This window comes from Lacinutrix cladophorae (assembly GCF_053604645.1).
Map to the genome: position 1 here is coordinate 18,132 of NZ_JBSHNR010000059.1, position 21,470 is coordinate 39,601.

Below are 21,470 nucleotides of genomic sequence, written 5' to 3' on the forward strand. Positions count from 1 at the left end.
TAGAATTATGAAAAAGAAATATGAAACTATAATTAGTTTAGGAACCCAAGAGCGTTATTCTAATAGCTTAAATAAAAGAATACGTTTATTAAATACATTTTGTTTAATTTGGAGTCATATAATTCTGTTTTTCTATTCCTTAGAAATGATTTTTGGTTTTGTACAAGAGTACATTAACAAAAATGCTATTACTTTTGATTTTTTTGACTACCAAGCATTTTTCACATATTTTCTTATTTTCAACTCTTTAATTATAACACTATTTCTGAATAAGAATCATCTCTTTAAATGGGCTCGCATACTCTTTATCTGTGTTTTTATTATTAGTAATACATATGCTGCACTTATTATTTCGCCAGGCAATTACTTGGAATATTATTTATTACTTGCATCTCCTATTTCTCTAATACTTTTCACAAAAAAAACAACATCATACTTTGTATTAGCAATCAGTTTTTCGCTGTTTTTAACACCTTATTTTTTTTATGTTGTTTATCCAACAGATTATGTAGATAGACTATTAGTTCTTGAAGCCTTATGTATTTTTCTAGTAATACATCTTTTGGTAAATTATTTTAAAGAAAGTAATATAAAAAGCGAAAAACTATTAGCGCTAGAAAGAGACAAAGTACTTACCGATAAAATGATATTAGAAGGGCAAGAAGCAGAATTACGTGAATTGAATGAATTTAAATCTCACTTCTTCGTGAATCTTTCACATGAAATACGTACTCCTTTAACCTTAATTCAAGGCTATACAAATCAGTTAAACTTTAAAGAATCGGATACAGAAAACAATCAAAAAACAGCTATAATAAAAGAACAATGCCAACAAATGCAAAATATTATTAATAGTATTATGGATTTAAGTAAAATGGATAGCAATGAGTTTCAACTTATTAGTTCACCACTGGATGTAAACTCCTTTTTAGAAAAACATTTTATAAACTTCCAGAGTCTTTTCGCTAAAAAAAATATAGAGTTTACATTTAACAACAAGACTTTAAAAACAACCATTTTAGTAGATGAAAACCTGTTTTCTAAAGCAATAACTAATCTTCTAAGTAATGCATTAAAATTTACACCTAAAAACGGAAGCGTTGCTATTAACACATCATTTAATAATGAAGGTCTTACTATTAATGTTATAGATACAGGTATTGGCATCAATAAGGATGAAAGCAAATCTATCTTTAAACGTTTTTATCAAGTAAAAAACGACATTACTAAAAGCCAAGGTAGTGGTATAGGCTTGGCTTTTACAAAAAGTATTATTGATGCGCATCAATTTTCTATTGCTGTAGAAAGTAGTTTTGGAAATGGCACTTGCTTTACAATCTCTATTCCAAAAAAGTTTGTAAACACAAATCAACCCGATATAAAACCACTGCAAACTATTGAAACAAATAAAACTAGCTTAAACAAACAAACAAACACAACGTATAAAAACAATAAACAAAAAATACTTATAGTAGATGACCATGAACAGATGAGAAAGTATTTAAAAAAGATTTTACAGCATTATGAGATTACGGAAGCTGAAAATGGAAAGGAAGCACTTAACATACTTCAAAACAACAACTTTGATCTCATTCTAACAGATTATATGATGCCTGTGATGGATGGAGAAACTTTAGTGAAAAAATTAAAACTACAAAAAAACAAAACGCCAATTTTAGTACTAACTGCAAGAACAGATCATCAAGGAAAACTATCTATGTTACGACTAGGTATTGATGGTTATTTACAAAAACCTTTTATTGAAGAAGAGCTTTTAATTAATATTAAGAACGCTATATCTCTTTATAAAAACATTGTAGAATTTGACAAGGAAAACTCTCCAGAAACATTGAAAAACCTCAACGAGTATGCCGATAAATTTAATAGTAAAATCACATCTTATATAAATCAAAACTTAAATTCACCACTGCTAACGGTAGATTCCATTTCTGAATACATGAAGGTTTCTAGAAGCACACTAAACCGAAAAGTGAAGAGTCTTTTAGGGCAAACTGTTAACCAATTAATACAAGAAGCACGTTTAGAAAAAGCACGAAATTTAAGAGCAGAAGACCCTTTTGCCTCTAAAAAACAAATTGCAGAAGCTGTTGGTGTTACCAATACAACCTATTTATTTGAGAAACTAAAAGAACGTTATGGTGCTTAGTAGTAATTAGTAATACTTTTGTTTAAACTTAAAACAAAAAAATCTCGTAAGCAGAACACTTACGAGATTTCAATAACTAAATTAAACGAAACTATAGATTACTGTTTAATGAAACGTTTGGTGGTAACACCTCCGTTTTCATCTTTAATTCTTATTAAATATACACCATTTAACAAACGACTTACATCTATACTTTTGTTTGAAGTGCTTAGCACTTCCTTTCCTAATACCGAATAAATAGTTACTGCTTTTAAGTTACTATTTATTTTAATATGCAAATCTGAAGTTGTAGGATTTGGATATATAGAAATTGTATTTAAACCAAAATCATTTACACTTAATATCGTAGGACAATCTTCATCAAAACTAGCATTGGCTGGAATATCCCAATTGGAGTTAGGCGTAAAACCTGCATCTATTTGCACACAAGTTACAGCGCTACTTACTACATTAAAACGAGTGACATTACTGTTGTTTCCGTTTGCCATATTTATGGCTGTAAGTGCAGTTGTATGTGCTTTAAAATCTACCAAATCCGGAAGCATACTTAAATCTAAAATACCGGAAATACCTGTTTGCTCTAAAAGTAATTGTGTAAGTTTTGTGTTTTGAGAAACATCCACACTAGTAAGCGTTGCATTCCCAAAAGCCTGTAAACCTATAATTTCTGTAAAAGCTTCCATTCCTGTTAAATCTTGAATGTTTGCATTTGCAACATTAATACTTCCTGTATAAGCACTTGCTTCACTAACTTGAATTTCGGAATCGCTATTTGTATTAATATTTGTGTTAGCAATTAATATGGCTTTAAAGCTTGCGTCTGGAATAGTTACATTCTGTGCATTTGTTGCTAAACCTATTGCTATAAAGGTAAAAATGGAAAGTAATTTTGTTTTCATCATTATGTTTTTATTGATTATGGCACAAAACTACTCCCAAAGTGCATTTAAAAATCTTGCCAATTTCTGAAACTTGCCTTTCAACTTCTAAACAAAAAATCCCGTAAGATTTAACACTTACGAGATTTAAAACAATAATTAAAACTACAAACTACTGCTTCATAAAACGTTTAGTGGTTATACTTCCTGTTTCATCTTCAATGGTAATTAAATAGAGTCCGCTTTTTAAATTAGCGGTATTTAGGGATTTTGATGTTGTTTCTAAAACCTTTGCTCCTAGAACAGAATAAACAATTGCTTGCTTAAGGTTATTATTCATTTTAATATTTAAAATAGAGGTTGTTGGATTTGGATAAACCTTTACTTCTTTTTTATTTAACTGTAAATCATTAACTCCTAATGTTGCGCCAAACTCATAAACTCCCATATCTACAGTGGTATTAAACACACGATTATTCCCTAATAAATCCGAAACTATTCCTGCTGGTATTTTAGAATTATCTCCACTATCTACAGCCGGCGAACCTGATGTTAAAGTATAATCATTCGTCGATGCATTCATAAATAACGGATTTGCATTACTTGTATTGGTTTTACTTCCGCTAGGGATTGCTGAAAAATTTTGCTCATCAATAGAGTTTGAGACAGTAATAGAAGCAGGTAGTGTTTGGTATAACCCTGTAATTGATCTTGCAGTAACTCCTCCTGTAGTTTCATTATCATAAAAAATACTATTTGCAATAGTAGCATTTATAGTTCTTCCTGTTCCTGCTTCAGACAAACCAATAGTTGCTCTATTAAAATTATTCAAGCTGTTTGCTGTTCCGGTATCCACATTACCAACAAAAGTATTATTAACAAGCGTTGTATTTACTGTACTATTAGTTCCGTTTGCTCTTACCCACATAGAACTTCCTGAATTTGCCAAACTAGAACCATTATCCTCTGTTCTATTTTTTTCAAATAAGGAATTTGTTACACTAAAATTAATACTTGTACTTGCATTTCCTAACAAATAAATAGCGCCACCATTTCTAGCTAAATTTTCTGTAAACTCACAAGATTCAATATTTAATGTTGCTGCAAATGGAGTGGTCACTGGACGAGATATAGCTCCTCCTGATGCAAATGCCACATTATTTTTAATTTTACAATTTTTAATAGTAATTGTAATAGAGCTAGCTCCAAGTTCTATACCGGCTCCACTTGTTTGTGTTCCTGTACTATTTGCATAACCTCCTGTAATAGTTAATCTATCTAAAACAACATTACGTGTAAAGTTTGGTACTTGTACAACTTGATACGAATTATCTGCTTTTGTACTATTTGTATATGAAATTATGGCATCATCATTACCTAACAAATCTCCACTTAAAATAGTTTCGTTTGCTCCTATTACTCGCTGCCCTAATTGCGTTTCTGTTCCATCAAATCCTCCATATACTTTCACACCATTTCCTGGTCTAAAACCAACATCTCTTCTATCTGTTTTTGGCGTGTATGTACCTGCTGCAATCCAGACTTCTTCAGTATCTTGTGCAATATTTAAAGCTTCATATAAATTATTAAAAGCATTACTCCATGAAATACCATTATCACTTCCTGTTGCGTTTGCATCTACATAAATTCTTCCAATAGTTCTAGCGGTAGAAAACGTATATGCTTCTGACCAAGGTGTCGTATTACCTGCGCATTGTTGTCTAACATACACATTGTATTCTATAAATTCCTCTAAGCCTGCTAAAGCAGTTGTACCAGTTGTAATATTTGAAGCTAGGATAGCAGCACTGAAAGATTCGGAAGCTTTATGATATGCAATATCGTAGGTACCAGAATCTGAAATATTTATATCTGCACTTGTATTGGTAATATTAGCTGCAGATAAAATAGAAGGCGAAGGTTCAAAACAAAAATCTCCATAAGAAGCTATACTTTCTACTTCTGTTGCTGTTAGAATTCTATTATAAATTAATATATCATCAATAACACCTTCATATTTTTCACCAGCTGCAAGTAATTCGTTTGAAATGTTAGCTACATATATTGGTGTATTTACATCATGGCTTTGTGTAATGTTTACAGCAAAAGTATCTGTTCCATTAGGACGAGTATTACTTGTTGTTTTAAGTACACCGTCTGCATAAAAATTGATAATAACATCAATATTATTTCTGTTTGGTGAAACATTTGTCAATATGGTTTGTACATCAAACACAATATGATGCCATTCGCCATCATTTAATCCTGGTTCATCATGCGAAAAAGTATACGCTTGGTTATATCCTCCTGTTCCTGCATAATACAATGAACTTCGAACTTCTAATCGAATATTATTATTTTCAACTGAAACAGACACACCATTCCATCCTCCGGATGTTGTATTTGTTCTATCGCTATCATCTAAAATAATTTGTCTTGTTGCTCCTGTATAAGATGTCTTAATCCAAAAACTATAAGATAAAGATTCACCAGTTCCAGTAAAATCAATATTAGGTCTATTTAGATAATCGCCATTAAGTGTGATTGCGTTTGTTGTAGAACCACCAAATCGGTTATTAACTTCGGTAAGTGCTGTTCCTGTTTGTGTAAAGTTTACACCTGCGGCACCATCTGCTAATACTGCACCATTTTGAAATTCATAGGCAGCAACTAATCCGTTAAACGGAAATTGAGCAAATGCAATACTTGTAATTAGTAGAAATAAGGGTAATAATTTTGATTTCATAATATATAGTTTATAGTTTATGAATCAAAACTACTTGTAAAGTCTATCTAAAAATAAAGCCAATTTCTGAAATGCTAGTTTCAACTTCTAAAACAAAAAAACCTGTAATAAAGACACTTAATGACTATTATTACAATCATTTTACACGATTTTATAAGTCTTATAAAATAAATGTTTCTATTTTTATTCCACTATTACTGTTCCGTAAACGGAATAATAACCTCTACTTGCGTACCTATTGGATGTTCATTATCAAACAAATCCATAATCGTTACACCTACCTGTTTTTCTTTTCCGTAGTTTAATAATGCTAAACGGTCTTGTGTTGCCTTTATAGCAAAAGGTGCATGTTTTTTCCCACCGTGAGCTTTAATTTTATTGGCTTGCTCTCGCCCAACTCCATTATCTATAATAATACACTTTATCGTTTTATCTTCTAAGTAGATATGGAAATTAATTTCTAGTTTCCGATCTGTTTTTCGGTGTAACAATCCATGTTTTAAAGCATTTTCTACATAAGGTTGAATTAACATGGTAGGAATATATACGCTATCCGATTTTAAATCTCCAGTGGAGCTAATATTATAATTTAATTTATCTTCAAAACGTAGTTTCTCTAATTCTAAATACATTTCTAAACAATTAATCTCTTCTTGTAATGTGATTTTTCCTTTTGTACTATGACTTAAATAGGTTCGTATTAAATCGGCAAATTTCCCTAAATACTCACTTGCTAATCTACTTTTATTTAAAACAATATAATCTTGAATAGAATTAAGTGCATTAAAAATAAAATGCGGATTCATTTGTGAACGTAAGTTTTCTAGTTTTAAAGCTATTAATTCGTTATCTAATGAAAGTTGTTTAATTTCTATTTGTTTGGATTTTTCTTTGTTTTTCAATTTCCTTTTAAAGTAAAAAACAATGAATCCTATAATAGACAAACTATAGAGTAAAATAAACCACCATTTTTTCCAAAAGGGTAATTTAATATGTAGTTTAATACTTTCGATTCCATTTTCACTAGCTGCATCACTATTGGTTGGCCGTACTTGAAAGGTATATTTTCCAGCAGGCAAACTACTATATTTCATGGCATTCACACCAATATCGGTGGTAATCCAATCGGCATTATAGCCTAATAAACGGTATTGATACGTTTTATTACTATTGTATAGAATACCATTCACATTAAACTCAAATTGTATGGAATTCTGATTGTAATCTAAATTGTAATCGGTTCCAATATCTACCGATTTTTCATTAATTTTTATATCATTAAAATAGATTTCTGGACAAGAAGTGGTTTTAAAAACTTTATCTTTATCAAAAGAAAATATGCCGTTATTGGAAGACAAAACCACTTGGTTTTTTAAAATTTCAATACCCGATATTTTATAAGACAGTATCCCATCTGTTTTTGTCAGATTTTTAAAGGTCTTCAAATCGGTATTAAACATTTGCAAACCCTTTGGTGTTGCTATCCAAAGCGCATTTCCATCTCCTTTTAAAAATGTAATTTGATTAGACAGCAACCCTTTTTCAGTAGAATACCGTGCAATAACTTGATTATCTCTTATAGCAAAAATTCCATTTTTAAACGTACCAACCCAAACGATACCATCTGCAGTTTCGGAAATAGAAATAGCAGAAATTTCTTTGCCTTCATATTGTATTGTGGTTGCGTTATATGCATCGTCTAATACTAACAAATCATCTACAAAGCCAATAAAAGCAGTATTATTTTTAGGGCTGTAGTGTGTTGTATACACACGCTTATCATTAGAGAACTCCTTGATTACCCCAGAATGTTCATTTAAAAAAACCAACCGTACATACGTTCCATAGAGTGTGGTATACGCATTTAAACGAGAAAAACTTTTTACTCCTTTAAAGTGACCTTTTCTTGTTGCTTCTAAAGTGTTATTATCTACAAAATAAGTCCCATCATCTGTACTTACATAACTATATTTTTGTTTTGGATTATATTGTATTGCAGATACTTTATTATTTAAAAAATGGGAGAACTTATACTCCGAGTTATTTAAATTAAGAAAACCTACCTGTCCTACTTTAGTCCCAAAAAACACCACAGAATCATTGACTTTATTAATAGCCATGACATCGTTACTTTTTTCGGGCAACGCATATTTTACCACTGCTATGTTAGGTATTAAATAAATACCATTTGTGAGTGTTGTTACCCAATACGTATGGTCTTTATCTATAATTACATCGGTAACCACTTCCTCTTTTAAAATTTGCCTTTTTAATTGAAATTCCTTTAGATTCTTTTCATAAATAAAGATTCCCTTATTTGTCAAAACCCATAAATCATTTTGAATTACTTTGATTGAAATAATTCTTAGATCTTTTAAAAGCGCTAATCCTTTCACTAACTCCGTTGTGCCTGACGCTAAATTTGATCTTCTAAATGTATTTTGAAACTTAAATTGCTGCGACAAGAACAAGGTGCTGTCTAGTTTAAAAACAAGTGTTTTTCCTTGAGCGGTACTGGCCCCTTTATCATCTTTATAGTTAACATTAAGCAAAAACTTACGTTTCTCTTTTAAGTCTTCATCTAATATTACTATTGCTTTAAAATCAATTAAAACATAGAAGTCTTCTAATGGTATCAGTCTAACCCCTCCTTCTTTATTTATTTGTTTTAGAAGAATTCGCTTCGTAGTTAAATCTACAACATGTAAAGTTCTACCTGTAGTAATTAAAACCTTGTTATTATGTACTATATAATTTGCAAGTTGTCCTTTTAAATCCTCTTTTAAATCTAAAAAAGTGACCAATTTATTATTTTCAACATAAAAAAACTGACCAGAAATATTGGTACACCAAACACGCCCTTGTGGATCTTCTGTAAGTTGAAAAACGGACAGACCTCGTTTTTCTGCATTGGTATACTGCGTATAATTTTTACCGTCATAACGATACAAACCACTATCGCAGGCCAGCCAAATAAAACCTTTACTATCCTCTAAAATGCTATAAAATTCAACATCAGGTAAACCATCTTTTTCTGTAAGATGAATAGACACTGGTTCTTGTGCATGCAGTAAATAGAAGCACAATAGAAATAGCATTAAAAGTAGGTTTTTACTCAACATCTAGGAATTGTAGATAAAACTACAATAAAATATACTTTAATGTATCTATATAACTCAAAAAAAATCTAATTTAAAATCTTTATTTATGGTGTAAAAATTTACCCTATATTCTGAACGATTGTCAAGAATTCTTCTTTTTTATCATTTGAAATGGATACGGTTTTATCATTTTCCATAATAATATACCCACCATCTTTTTTAATATATTCTTTGATATAGGAAAGGTTTATAAGGTGAGAACGGTGCGGTCTATAAAATATCTTTATCTCGTGAAGAATATTTACAAAGAATTTTAATGGTTTGCTTACCAAAATACTACCATGGGTCACGGTAGAAACATTAGTATACATACCATCTGCTTCTAGCATAATAATATCTGTAAAATCTACAAATTTAATTCCATCAGCGTTTGGCAATCCTATTTTTTTAAAATTAGAATCTTCCAAACTTGCTTTCAATTCTGTTAGACGTTTATTGATTTGTGTATTTCCTAAAAAAGCAATTGCTTTATCTACCGCAGCCTTTACTTGACTTGGCCTTACGGGTTTTAACAAATAATCTATTGCCGAAAGCTGAAAGGCTTGTATCGCATATTCACTATACGCTGTTGTGAAAATGATTTCGAAATTATGTACTTCCTTTTCAATAAAATTTAGAATCTCAAGACCAGAATGTTCTGGCATTTCTATATCTAAAAAAACAATACTTGGCTGTTCTTTTTTTATAAGTGCTACACCGGAAAGCAAATCTTCTGCTTCAAAAACCTCTGTGATTTTCGGGCAGTTTTCTTCTACTAAAATATGTAGAACTTGTCTTGCTTTTTTCTCGTCGTCAATTATAAGTGCCTTCATCTGCTATAATTTATTTTTTAGAATTGGAATGTTTAATACTACTTTTGTCCCTATTGCTTTGCCTCCTTCTATGAGATCCATAATTTCTACACCAATCTTTTTTTCGCGACCGTAGTTTAATAAATCTAAACGTTCTGTGGTTGCCTTTAATGCGAAAGATTTATGCTGTGCTTCTCGTTTTTTATTAATTTCTTTAGATTTCTCTCTACCTATTCCATTATCTTTTATAATACACTCTATACTTTTATTGGTAGGTTTTCCTATGGAAACATTTAACTTTCTATTATCTTTTTTATGCAGTAAACCGTGCTTTAAAGCATTTTCTACATACGGTTGAATAAGCATGGTTGGAATTTTAATCATATCAGAATTTGCAGATTCATCAACATGAAAAGTATATTCTAATTGTTCTTCGAAACGTAATTTTTCAAGCTCTAAATAGAGATTTAAATTATGTACTTCGTCTGGAATAGAAATAAAACCTGTATCACTAAAGTGAAGGTAATTACGAATTAAATCTGCAAATTTCCCTAAATAATCACTTGCTAGATTTTTTTTATTCAACACAATATAGTCTTGAATAGAATTTAGAGCATTAAATATAAAATGCGGATTCATCTGTGCTTTTAAAGCCTTTAATTCTGAATCTCTGTATTGTTTTTCTATTGCTAATCGTTTTTGCGTTTCTTTTAGTTCTATAGTTACTAACTCAGCTTTCTTTTTTGCTCTCAACCTACTAAAGTAAAAAACAGAAGCTAGTAGTAACAAACCTGCAACAGTTAAAGAGCCTATAAATAAATTTCTATTTTTTTGACTTTCTAATTTGGTAATTGCGACTTGTTGTTCGGCTACTTCTTTTTCTCTTCTAGTTTTTTCTGTATCGTATTTGATTTCAATATCACTTATTACTTTTTTCTTCTCTATCCCCAAAACACTATCTCTTACGACAATTTCTTTTTCTAAGTAATACAAGGATTTTTTATAGTCTAATTTCTTTTCATATAGTTCTGAAAGGGCTCTGTAATTAACTTCTAGATTAGATAAATTTGGATGTTTTGAAGCAGATAAAATTGCCTCTACTTCTTTTAATTGTTGTTCGGCTAAATTATAATCACCTAATAACATGGTATTATTTCCAATATTTTGTTTGGTAGTAAGAACTCTAGTTTGATCTCCCATTTGTTCAAAAATAGGAAGTGATTTTTTAAAATACTCATTGGTTTTCTTATAATCTTCTTTTTCAATATAAATAGAACCTAAAACGGAATAAATCATTGCCTTTAAATAAGGTCTTTTTTCAATAGACTCTGCTTTTTTAGCATATTTTATTGCTTCTTCTGTTTCGTCTAATTGATATTTAACAGCTGCCATTTGCAAGCATACTTCCGACAAAAACACCTCATCTTCTTGTATTGTTGGATGGTTATAAAGAGATTCCATTACATCAAAAGATTTCACGTATTCTTCTATATTATAATATGTACCTGAAAGGTTATATTTGGTAATAAGATAATCCTTATCTCCTTCTCTTCCTTGTTCTTCATCCCTTTTTAATATTTCATGATACAGTTCTATCACTTTAGAAAATTCACCTTTAGACTCATAAGCACCAGCAATAGTTTCTTGAGATATCCGTATTAGTCCAGGATTTTGTAATCTTTCTCCAATACTTAAAGCTTTTTTAGCATATATAAATGTAGAGTCTATATTACCTTGAATAGAATGATACAGTGCTTTTTCGTTAATCCATTTACCTTCTTGACTCTCTTCTTTATCTTCAATACTTTTATTAAGAAGTTTGTTTAAAACATACCAATGAACATCAGAATCTCTATGACGGTAATAGTTGATAAACGCTATAGACTTTTTTCTTTTTAGGCTATCCGTTTCTATTTTAGATAATACTTGCTCTAAACTGTCAATAACTTTTTGTTGCGAAAAACTATAATGGAAAAGAAATAGGATTAAAAATATTGGTAATATTTTTTTCATAAATTTGGTATTTAGTGTAAAAATGAAAAAAACATTATAATAACCACCTTTTCATTTGCTGAAATGTGGATTTGAGCTTTTAACACAAAAAATTATGCTTCTGGAAATCCGTTAAGGCTTAAGGTTTCCAATTCGTTGTTATTATTTTCAAAAACAATAAAAACTTTTAGTTCGGAATGGTTTTTTAAAAACGCTTTTGTTTTTTCTATTCCCATTGCTTGAAAAGCAGTTGCATATGCATCTGCTTGAATGCAACTGGTAGCAACTACCGATACACCTAATATGTTCGATTTACTTGGATATCCTGTTTTTGCATCTATAATATGCGCATAACGTTTACCGTTTTCATCTAACTTAAATTTCCTGTAAGTGCCAGAGGTTGCCATAGCAGATTCTTCTAATGGAATAGCTTTTAATACCGATTGGGTTCCATCAAAATTTGGTTTATCGATACCCACTGTCCATGCTGCATTTTTTTCTATATTTTTTCCTTTAGCACGAATTTCACCTCCAATTTCTACCAAATAATTAGTTACATTTTTACTTTCTAAAAAATCTGCAACTACATCTACTGCATACCCTTTAGCTATTGCATTAAAATCTATAAACGTATTCTTATATTTTTTAATTATTATTTGATCTGCAATATCAATATTCTTTAATCCTACAAACTGCATTAAGCTATCAATTTTAAGACTATCTAAACGTTCTATTTTCTTTTCTGGGCCAAATCCTAATGCATTTACAATGGTTCCTATAGTAGGATCGAAAACACCTTCAGTTTGACTATAGATTTGTTTAGAAACTTCTAGTACTTTTTTAAAATGCAAATCGATTTTGTTACTTTCATTTCTATTCAGTTTAGAAATATCAGAATTAGTTTGATAGGTAGACATCGATTTATTAATTACATAATATAAGCTATCTATTTGCTTTCCAAAATTAGTATCTACATCATAAATTATGGAATAGCTAGTACCAAAAACAGGACCAGAAATTTTGGTGTTTTTTGGTTCTTTTTTACAGGAAATCAATAATATGCTAAAAGAAAATGCTATTAATTTATACTTTAATTTCATTTGAAAAGTTTGATTGCCTTTGTGGAATTCCTCAAAAAGGAGCTTTTTTTAGTTAATTGTTATCTTTCAATTTAAATTTATGTCCAGCACTTGAATACCATTATATTCAATTAAATATTCTTGATTTAAATACACCGGTAAATCTTCACCATTAGGGTTACCAAGTCCAACACCTGCATACAATACTTTAGCATTTTTATTGGAGGCATGTTTTTTAAAAGTCTCCATCCAAACTATATCGTAGTTATTAGGGTTTTCTGGTAGTAGTACAGCACGAACAATTACAAAAAAGTATTGGCTATTTTTATCTATACAAACAAATTGCGGGTGTTTTTTAAGCGTACTATTTATTGCAACAAACTCGAAACCTCGTTTTTCTAAATCTTTACCAACGTGATTCATTGCTAAGTTATGTAACTCTTGTTTTGTAAGGGGTTTGTTCATACTGCAAAAATACTATAAATGTTTTACAGATGATGACATTTTAAAAATCTTTCGATGTAACTATAGAAGTAAGAAACAAATCCAATAAATATAAATACTATGAAACCAAACCATTTATTTTGCATCACAATCGCTATTTTACTTTGTTTTTCTTGCAAAAACAAGAAAACAAATGCTAATTCAGGATTTGACTTTCCGTTGGAAGATTATACACAAAACAATCAGCAACAAAGTAATAACATACAAAATACAAATTATACTAACAGTACAAATTGGCAACACAAAAGCCAGGAAATCAATAATAATCAACAACAAAAAAAGACCAATAAAAACGGCTTAAAACCATATAAAATCATAAGTCCACAATTTGGAATCCTATTTGGGATTCTACCAATTCCAAAATCCTGGAATGAAAAAAGCAAAAACCAAGAGAATATATTGTTTGAAAATGCTAGTGGTGTAAAAGTATATGGCGAACAATATTTTTCATTTTCGCATCACAATGACCCACAAAGAAATCAATTCTCAAAACAAAACGGAGCCAATGTGCAACCTCTAAAATCTTTAGATCGCGTTATAAACGAAGATTTTAAACCGTACTTTCAAAAGGAAGGTGCATCTTTTGTTAGACAATACCCATTACCACATTTAGCACAAAAAGACAAACTAATGGATAGTTATATATTTAAAGCTACCCCAGAAAACAAACAATACCAATGTATGGTAACAGAATGGAAAGATCAAAAAGGAAATCTATCTGTTGTCATTGTACGTTATTATGTTACACAATATCCACAAATTGGCGGAATGGGTTGGGGATATACAATCAATGCATTAGAAGCTCCTAAAAAGGTCTACGAAAATGCAAAACAAAATCTTATTTACGCTTTAATTAATTTACAAATCAACCCGCAATGGGTAAAAACAAACAACCAATACTATGCGCAAATGGCGCAGAAAAATAATACAGAACACCAAGCAAGAATGGCAGCTATTAAAGCAACTGGAAGAACAATTCGTCAAAACGCAAAAACATATAGTGATATGGCCGATAGCAGACATGAAAGTTGGAAAAAAAGAAATGCTATTTCTGATGCCGGACATGCCAATACTATAAATAGTATTTGGGAACGTAGCACTATGACAAATACAACAGGAGACATTTACCAAGTTGAAGGATACAATAACAATGTTTGGAAAAATGCTAACGACACCTATCTTGGAACAGATGATTATAATTATAATCCAAATATAGATAATACTGCAAACCATGAAAGCTGGGAACAGTTAGAACACGTAACCAATTAATACCCAGAATTTACCATTAAACTTAATAAAATACACTTTATCAAAAATGATATGAAATATTATAACTTTCTAGTATCTTTCCTATTAAGATGCAAAAAAGAAATACTAAAAATAATCATTCTGTAATTGAGTCTATTAAAAATAATGACTCCAATACGCTAAAGCAATTGTATCAATCCAACTACCCAAAAATTGAAGCTTATATTTTAAAAAACAATGGAAATAAAGAACACGCCAAAGATATTTTTCAAGAAGCATTTTTAAGTGTTTGGAAAAACGTTAAAAACGATAAATTTGAATCGCAAAATGATTCCGCTATTCATGGCTATCTCTACACCATTTCTAAAAACAAATGGTTAGATTATTTACGCTCTCAGCATCATAAAAAAACTGTTGTAGTCTCAAAAATCAATCATTTTGAAGCTGCTGACACAAATTTATATGAAAATGATGATGATATTTTAAAAGAAAAACGATTAGATAGTATAATGCATGCTTTTAAAGGTCTTGGTGGCTCGTGTAAAGCACTATTAAAGAAATTTTATTTTGAAAAGAAATCGATGATGATTATTGCTGAAGAATTGCAATTAGACGCAGCATCTACTAGAAACAAAAAGTACAGATGTATGCAAAAATTACGAACATTAGCTTCAGAAAATAACAAATAGCATGAACCCAAATACAAACATCACAGAAAAAGAATTCGAAAACATAGAGCGTTACTTAAGTGGTTCCATGTCACCTGAAGCGCGTAAAGCATTGGAATTAAAATTAAAAAACAACAGTGCGTTATTACATTATTTTAATGAACACAAAATAATGCAAGAAGCTATAGAAACACAAAGCTTGAAGGAACAATTAGATATTTACCATAGTGGTATCTCTGCAGATAAAACGCTTAAAAACAACCACATTAAAGTTATTTCTTTTCCATTTAAAAAAATGATTGCAGCTGCAGTTTTAATTATAGCATTGGGAAGCTTTTGGTTTATTAATTTGAGTTCTAATAATGAAAAATTATATACGCAATATTTTAAAGCAGATCCTGGTTTACCAACTACGATGGGAGAAACCAACAATTATGATTTTTATAATGCCATGGTTAACTACAAACAAGGTGACTATACTTTAGCAATCTCTAAATGGGAAAAACTTCTAAATACTAAACCAAAAAACGACACATTAAATTATTTTATTGGCGTTGCTCATTTAGCAAATAAAAATGAAAAGAAGGCTATTCTGTATTTAAGTAAAGTAACAAATAATACGCTTGGAAGTTTCACTAATGAAGCCTATTACTACTTAGGTTTAGCACATTTAAAAGCCGATAACATGGAACTTGCAAAAAAAAATCTTACCTTTAGTACTATTGATAATAGCAAAAAAATACTTTCTAAACTAAACAACTAAAACTTCACTTTATGAAGAAGTTCACTTGCTATTGCTTTGCTGTGGTATTATTTCACATTACTACAGTGCCTACTTATGCGCAAAAGGATTCCATATCTAAGATCGATAAACTAAGAAAACTAGTTGATCAAAAAAAAATAGCCAAAGCTAAGGCAGAACTCTATCATCAAATAGAGCAATTTAAAGCTGTAAAACAATACGATTCACTTATAAACTATTATGAATTTATTGGCAGCTTTATTCTAGCAAATAATGATAAACAACTTGCTATTAAACGCTCTAAAGAATTTACTGAAGAATTACTAAGACAAAATGACCCATATATTTCATATAAAGCACTTACTGGATTGTCAGTTACGTATTCAGATGCAGGAGATTACTCTAAAGCATATGAAACAGTAACAGAAGCAATCCCTTTTGTCGCACAATTGCAAGAGAATAGACCTAAAGAAAAAGCAGAATTAGAATATGATCTTGGTTATTATTCTCTTCAATTAAGCAATTATCCATTATCTAAAAAACACTATTTAAAGAGCATAGAAGCACTTAAAAATGTAAAAAACATAGATTATGTAGCGTTACAAAGAACCTATAACAGCATAGGAATAGTATACTGGACTGAAGCCAAAATGGATAGTACTAAATATTATATGAATAAATCTTTAAATGCACTTCATAACGCACCAAAAGGAGACGACTTCATGAACGAGTATTATCGTCCAGCCCTATTACAAATCAATTTAGCCATAGTATCTCAAGCCATAGGCAAGAATAATGAAGCTATTAAATTTACAGAGAAAGCTATTTCCGATTTACAAAAATTCATAGATAATTCTATAGATGAACAACGTAAGTTAAAGGCTAAAAAAAGTAAACTCGCTGCTATTGATAATTTGGGCGTTTTTTATAATGAAATAGGTGAATTTAAAAGAGCTGAAGAACTTATAAACTACGCATTTAACATCAAGAAACAAGCATTTGGCGAGACAGATCCAAGTGTAAATATTTCAAAAATAATACTTGCTCAAGCTAAAATAAACACCAAAGATCTAGAAAATGCAGCAATACTTTTAGACCAAGCAATTGCTACAATAGAAAAAAACAAAAAAGCACAAACGTACTGGTTAGGTATAGCTTACATTTCTAGAGCTAGTGTTTATAAAGATTTAAAAGATTATACTAATGCAAGTTCTTATTACTTAAAAGGGGAACTTTTAAACAGAAAAGCTACTAACAATAACTTCTCTAAAGAAATGTTAGAAGAAATGGGAACCATGTCTGTTTTTCATGCAAAGCATGGAGATAAAACCAAGGCTTTGGCATTAGCAAAAGAAGCTTATACATTCACAAAAAAAGGAAGTTTTAAAAATACAGTTCGGGAATTTATTAGTACAACAAATCTAGCTAACACCTATTACATTCTTAAAAATTACGAAGAAGCAAAAAAATACAGTACTGCAGCTCTAGAGTTCGGCTTCGAAAATCCTAACTCGAATAATGCCTCAGATTCTATTTCAATACAATTTGAAAAACCTCGTGCAATATCCATAAACACACGCTCTAAGTATGCACTTTCTACAACGAAGGATGAAGCTTTCTTAAAGCATTTACTTCTTCAAATTGAAGAAGGAATAACCATACTAGACCAACGAAAAACAGTATTAAAATCACACAACGATATTACAACGCTAATGTCTCAAAATCAAGAGCTTTTTAATTTTGCAAAAAAAATAAGGTTAGAATTATTTGAAAAAACCAATAACAAACAATACCTAATGGATGTTATTAATCTTCATGAGTCTGGATTGTATAATCGTATTCGTTCCCGACTTAACCTAAGAGAAGACCTCGCTTTTTCTGGAATTTCAAAAACTATTTTGGAGCGAGAGGAAAAATTAAAAAACAATATTGCTGCTACTTTACAAACGAACAAGAACTCAAGTATTAGTGATTTCTTTAAAGCCTCAAAATCTTGGAGTTTTTTTTTAGACAGCCTTAAACAAGACTATCCAAAATATTACAAAATGCGTTATGCGACCATAGAAACTCCGTTAAGCAATCTTCAAAATAATATTCCAGAACAAACTACAGTCGTTAGATATTTAAACATAGATAAGAAGCTCTATGCTTTAATAGTAGATAAAACAACCTTTAATATAGTGAGATTAACCTCTAAAAACAATAGTAAACCTATTGCCTTTTTAGCTACAAACAAACTTGATTTGGATAGGACTTCGGAATCACTTTACATCTTATATCAAAATTTATGGAAACCAATCGAAGATAAGATTCATAATAAAAACATAATAATAATTCCGGATGGAGCACTTTTTAATCTAAGTTTTGAATCTTTAACCTCAAGTAAAGCAACTTCTTTTGAAACAATGGTAGAACATAGTTTATTATCTAAACACAATATATCTTATAACTATAGTCTATTCTTATTAAAGGAAAACCAGAAAACAACAGATTATTCTAGCGATTTTATTGCCTTTGCACCAGAATTTAATGATGAAATGAAGGACGATTATAGAATGACAATTACCGATTCTATGCATATGGACAAGGCATATTTACAATTATTACCACAACCATTTAGCGCAGAATTGGTTAAAGAGCGTACAAAATTATTTAATGGCAAATCATTTTTAAACGAAAATGCTTCCAAACAAGTATTTGAAAATGAAGCCAAAGAACATAAAATCATACATATAGGCACACATGCAGAATCTAATAATATATCGCCCGAACTCTCTAGGTTAGTCTTTGCTAAAGATGCTTCAGGTGAAGATAATTCACTATACACCTATGAAATATACAATCAGAATTTATCCTCCAACCTGGCTGTATTAACAGCATGCGAAACAGGCAAACCAACCTATCAATCTGGAGAAGGTATGATTTCATTAGCACATGCTTTTAATTACGCTGGAAGCGAAAGTATTTTAACTAGCCTATGGAAAATTGACGAACAATCTAGCATGAAAATTATTGATCTATTTTATAATAATATTTCTGAAGGAACTCCAAAACATGAGGCATTAAGACTTGCGAAACTGGATTATATTAAAATGGCTAATGGTCGTGCAAAACACCCACAATATTGGGCAGGATTAATTCTTATTGGAGATGCTAGCCCCATTGAAATTCAAACATCAAACCCTTTACGCTATCTATTATTAGGTGTTTTAGTACTTATACTACTTATTATTTTTATGAAACTTAGAAAGAAGGCATAAAAAAGGCTGTCAATTTTATGGACAGCCTTTTTAATTAACAACTAACTAAAATTAGTTTTAAACGATTATTTATTGTTTAATCAATCGTTTTACAATCGAGCCATGTGTGCCATTAATTTTTATAAAATACATACCACTAGTATAATTTTCTAGTGAAATTTCTATATCTAATGCCTTTCCTTTTACATCTATGGTTTTAATAACACTCCCTCTTACATCGATTAACATGACATCGATAAGTTCTAAACGATTAGAGTTACGCAAGATTACTTTATCTATAACTGGATTTGGAAATAGCTGAATATCATTTTCAGATAAAACATTGTCAGTGATACTTAGTGTAGTATCTTCTACTTTTACAAAAAAAGTACAGGTTTCTGTATTTCCGGAAGAATCTGTAATTAGATAACTAACATTATAATTACCGTCTTGTAAAATAGTACCAGGAACTGGTGTTTGCATTATGCTTGATACTTCACAATTATCGGAAACAGCAACTACGTTATCTAAATAATAATCTGGTAACGTTAATGGCCCATCACTAACTTCAACCAATCCATTAGGACAAACTATAGTGGGTTTAATAATATCTTCTACAGTAACCGTCGCTGGTGCAGATTGGCTATTACCATTAGAATCTAAAACTGTTAAATTTACTGTATTTGCACCTAAATTTGCGCAAGAAAAATTGGTGACATCAAGTACAAAACTTGAAATAGTACAATTATCTGAGGAACCATTATCTATTTCATCTTCTATAATCGAAGCGTTTCCTGTAGCATCCAATTGAACGGTTATATTTTGGGTTAACACTGTAGGACTTAAAGTATCTTCGACTGTTACAATAGCGCTTGCATTACTCGTATTACCAGCTTCATCTGTTACAGATAAGCTTACGGTATTTGCACCTATATCTGCACATGTAAAATCACTACGATCTAATGCAAAAATTAAATTTGCAGAAATAGTACAGTTATCTGAAGAACCAGCGTCTATTTGAGACGACACTATAGAAACGTTACCCGTATTATCTAGTTGTACAGTAATATCTTGTGTTAGTACATCTGGAGGTAAAATATCTTCTTTATTAGAAATAGTTACTACCACATTTTTATCATCTGGATAAGTTATATCCATAGTATAATGCTTGCATCCAAAATCTGCATATATAGGTGTTGTAAAACTTTTAGTTGTAATTAATCCACTAACCGTAGCAACAGTAAAGGAATCTCCTACATTAGCATCAAAACCCAATGTTACATTTAAATCTCCGTCAAAAACAACGTTTGTTCCAGTTATGTTTAATAAATCGTATTCTGTTCCTTGTATTAAACCGTCTAATTCGATATCTAACACAGAAGTTTCGGAAGACTTATAATCTCCTTGTACACTTAACGTTCCTGGAGACAATCCTGGAGCAAATGTTCCATTATTTGTATAATTACCAACAGTTGGAACATCTAAAATACCAACACCTTTAATCTTACCAGTAACTTCATTTGTAAACAACTGACTTCCTGTAAATTCAAGCTCTCCAGAAACTACTTCTATGGTACCAGAATTATTTAATTCGGTAGCAATTTGAACGATTCCCGTGGTAGTTGTTCTTTGTATTAAGCCAGCATTATTTACAACACCAGATGTTCCTGACCAACTAATATTCCCTGCATCTGCTTGCATATCAATAATTCCTTCTGTTGTATTGTTTAGCATACTTCCATTACCAACAATAAGTAAATCGCCATTATCAATAAATAAAAATGCACCTTGATTTTCGAGGGTTGTATCTCCAGAAACAAACTTATTTGAAGAACCGATAAGTTTCAAAACATTCCTATTTGTTAAAGTTCCTCCTCCTGACAAGGTTCCTGTTGTCCAATTAAAATTATCTGTTTCCGAAAAATTAAAAGCTGTATATGTTCCATCTAATACATTTACTATGCTATTCCAATTTAAATCACCATCGATAGTTCCTTCTAATGTTCCCGAAGGATTAATAGTAGTATCCCAATTCATACTTGCTCCTGCAAACACATTATAAGTACCATCTGTAAAATTTTTGCCTAATGTATTTTGAAAAGAAAGTGTACCCAATTCTACTTGAATAGTTCCGTCATTATTATTTATAGGAAGTACAATTGCGGCGATTCCAGAAGAAGTTGTCTTTTTGATCAATCCTTCATTATTTAAAACACCTGGTGTTCCCGACCAACTGATATTTCCTGCATCTGCCT

The 21,470-nt window shown here is 30.6% G+C and carries 13 protein-coding genes; 5 read left to right on the forward strand and 8 right to left on the reverse strand.

Annotated features, from left to right (window positions below):
* The first annotated feature begins 7 nt into the window (after positions 1 to 7).
* Positions 8 to 2,167 (forward strand): hybrid sensor histidine kinase/response regulator transcription factor, encoded by a 2,160-nt coding sequence (locus tag ACVC3Y_RS00520; RefSeq protein WP_452225779.1) that lies wholly within the window; start codon positions 8 to 10, stop codon positions 2,165 to 2,167.
* A gap of 98 nt (positions 2,168 to 2,265) precedes the next feature.
* Here ACVC3Y_RS00520 and ACVC3Y_RS00525 read toward each other — a convergent pair whose 3' ends face one another.
* From ACVC3Y_RS00525 to ACVC3Y_RS00555, 7 genes are all read right to left on the reverse strand, one after another.
* Positions 2,266 to 3,069: a T9SS type A sorting domain-containing protein gene (locus ACVC3Y_RS00525; RefSeq protein ID WP_452225780.1), complete on the reverse strand. Its 804-nt coding sequence runs from the start codon at positions 3,067 to 3,069 to the stop codon at positions 2,266 to 2,268.
* 148 nt (positions 3,070 to 3,217) lie between these two features.
* Positions 3,218 to 5,791: a T9SS type A sorting domain-containing protein gene (locus ACVC3Y_RS00530; RefSeq protein WP_452225781.1), complete on the reverse strand. Its 2,574-nt coding sequence runs from the start codon at positions 5,789 to 5,791 to the stop codon at positions 3,218 to 3,220.
* A 194-nt stretch (positions 5,792 to 5,985) separates the two neighbouring features.
* A complete protein-coding gene (locus ACVC3Y_RS00535) occupies positions 5,986 to 8,910 on the reverse strand; it encodes a histidine kinase (protein WP_452225782.1) in 2,925 nt (974 codons plus the stop codon).
* A gap of 101 nt (positions 8,911 to 9,011) precedes the next feature.
* Positions 9,012 to 9,764 (reverse strand): LytR/AlgR family response regulator transcription factor, encoded by a 753-nt coding sequence (locus ACVC3Y_RS00540; RefSeq protein WP_452225783.1) that lies wholly within the window; start codon positions 9,762 to 9,764, stop codon positions 9,012 to 9,014.
* A gap of 3 nt (positions 9,765 to 9,767) precedes the next feature.
* The gene (locus ACVC3Y_RS00545; RefSeq protein WP_452225784.1) at positions 9,768 to 11,756 is read right to left on the reverse strand and encodes a tetratricopeptide repeat-containing sensor histidine kinase; all 1,989 of its coding nucleotides are present in this window, start codon (positions 11,754 to 11,756) and stop codon (positions 9,768 to 9,770) included.
* Between the two features lie 92 nt (positions 11,757 to 11,848).
* Positions 11,849 to 12,835, reverse strand: coding sequence for an FAD:protein FMN transferase (locus ACVC3Y_RS00550; RefSeq protein ID WP_452225785.1), 987 nt, complete (start codon positions 12,833 to 12,835; stop codon positions 11,849 to 11,851).
* Positions 12,836 to 12,901: 66 nt separating this feature from the next.
* Complete coding sequence (locus tag ACVC3Y_RS00555; RefSeq protein WP_452225786.1) at positions 12,902 to 13,279, reverse strand: Na(+)-translocating NADH-quinone reductase subunit F; 378 nt, start codon at positions 13,277 to 13,279, stop codon at positions 12,902 to 12,904.
* A 99-nt stretch (positions 13,280 to 13,378) separates the two neighbouring features.
* Between ACVC3Y_RS00555 and ACVC3Y_RS00560 the strand changes: the two genes are divergently transcribed.
* From ACVC3Y_RS00560 to ACVC3Y_RS00575, 4 genes are all read left to right on the forward strand, one after another.
* On the forward strand, positions 13,379 to 14,587 hold the full coding sequence (locus ACVC3Y_RS00560) for a hypothetical protein (RefSeq protein ID WP_452225787.1): 1,209 nt from the start codon (positions 13,379 to 13,381) through the stop codon (positions 14,585 to 14,587).
* An 89-nt stretch (positions 14,588 to 14,676) separates the two neighbouring features.
* Complete coding sequence (locus tag ACVC3Y_RS00565; RefSeq protein WP_452225788.1) at positions 14,677 to 15,255, forward strand: RNA polymerase sigma factor; 579 nt, start codon at positions 14,677 to 14,679, stop codon at positions 15,253 to 15,255.
* Between the two features lies 1 nt (position 15,256).
* On the forward strand, positions 15,257 to 15,997 hold the full coding sequence (locus ACVC3Y_RS00570; protein WP_452225789.1) for a hypothetical protein: 741 nt from the start codon (positions 15,257 to 15,259) through the stop codon (positions 15,995 to 15,997).
* An 11-nt stretch (positions 15,998 to 16,008) separates the two neighbouring features.
* A complete protein-coding gene (locus ACVC3Y_RS00575; RefSeq protein ID WP_452225790.1) occupies positions 16,009 to 19,236 on the forward strand; it encodes a CHAT domain-containing protein in 3,228 nt (1,075 codons plus the stop codon).
* A gap of 69 nt (positions 19,237 to 19,305) precedes the next feature.
* Here the strand turns inward: ACVC3Y_RS00575 and ACVC3Y_RS00580 are convergent.
* Positions 19,306 to 21,470, reverse strand: a 2,165-nt coding sequence (locus ACVC3Y_RS00580) for an HYR domain-containing protein (protein WP_452225791.1), incomplete at its 5' end; no start/stop codon positions are given.

Bases quoted from the DNA above. Each gene is read 5' to 3' on its own strand.
- ACVC3Y_RS00520 (WP_452225779.1), top strand. From the start codon at position 8: ATGAAAAAGAAATATGAAACTATAATTAGTTTAGGAACCCAAGAGCGT.
- ACVC3Y_RS00525 (WP_452225780.1), bottom strand. From the start codon at position 3,069: ATGATGAAAACAAAATTACTTTCCATTTTTACCTTTATAGCAATAGGT.
- ACVC3Y_RS00530 (WP_452225781.1), bottom strand. From the start codon at position 5,791: ATGAAATCAAAATTATTACCCTTATTTCTACTAATTACAAGTATTGCA.
- ACVC3Y_RS00540 (WP_452225783.1), bottom strand. From the start codon at position 9,764: ATGAAGGCACTTATAATTGACGACGAGAAAAAAGCAAGACAAGTTCTA.
- ACVC3Y_RS00545 (WP_452225784.1), bottom strand. From the start codon at position 11,756: ATGAAAAAAATATTACCAATATTTTTAATCCTATTTCTTTTCCATTAT.
- ACVC3Y_RS00550 (WP_452225785.1), bottom strand. From the start codon at position 12,835: ATGAAATTAAAGTATAAATTAATAGCATTTTCTTTTAGCATATTATTG.
- ACVC3Y_RS00555 (WP_452225786.1), bottom strand. From the start codon at position 13,279: ATGAACAAACCCCTTACAAAACAAGAGTTACATAACTTAGCAATGAAT.
- ACVC3Y_RS00560 (WP_452225787.1), top strand. From the start codon at position 13,379: ATGAAACCAAACCATTTATTTTGCATCACAATCGCTATTTTACTTTGT.
- ACVC3Y_RS00565 (WP_452225788.1), top strand. From the start codon at position 14,677: ATGCAAAAAAGAAATACTAAAAATAATCATTCTGTAATTGAGTCTATT.
- ACVC3Y_RS00570 (WP_452225789.1), top strand. From the start codon at position 15,257: ATGAACCCAAATACAAACATCACAGAAAAAGAATTCGAAAACATAGAG.
- ACVC3Y_RS00575 (WP_452225790.1), top strand. From the start codon at position 16,009: ATGAAGAAGTTCACTTGCTATTGCTTTGCTGTGGTATTATTTCACATT.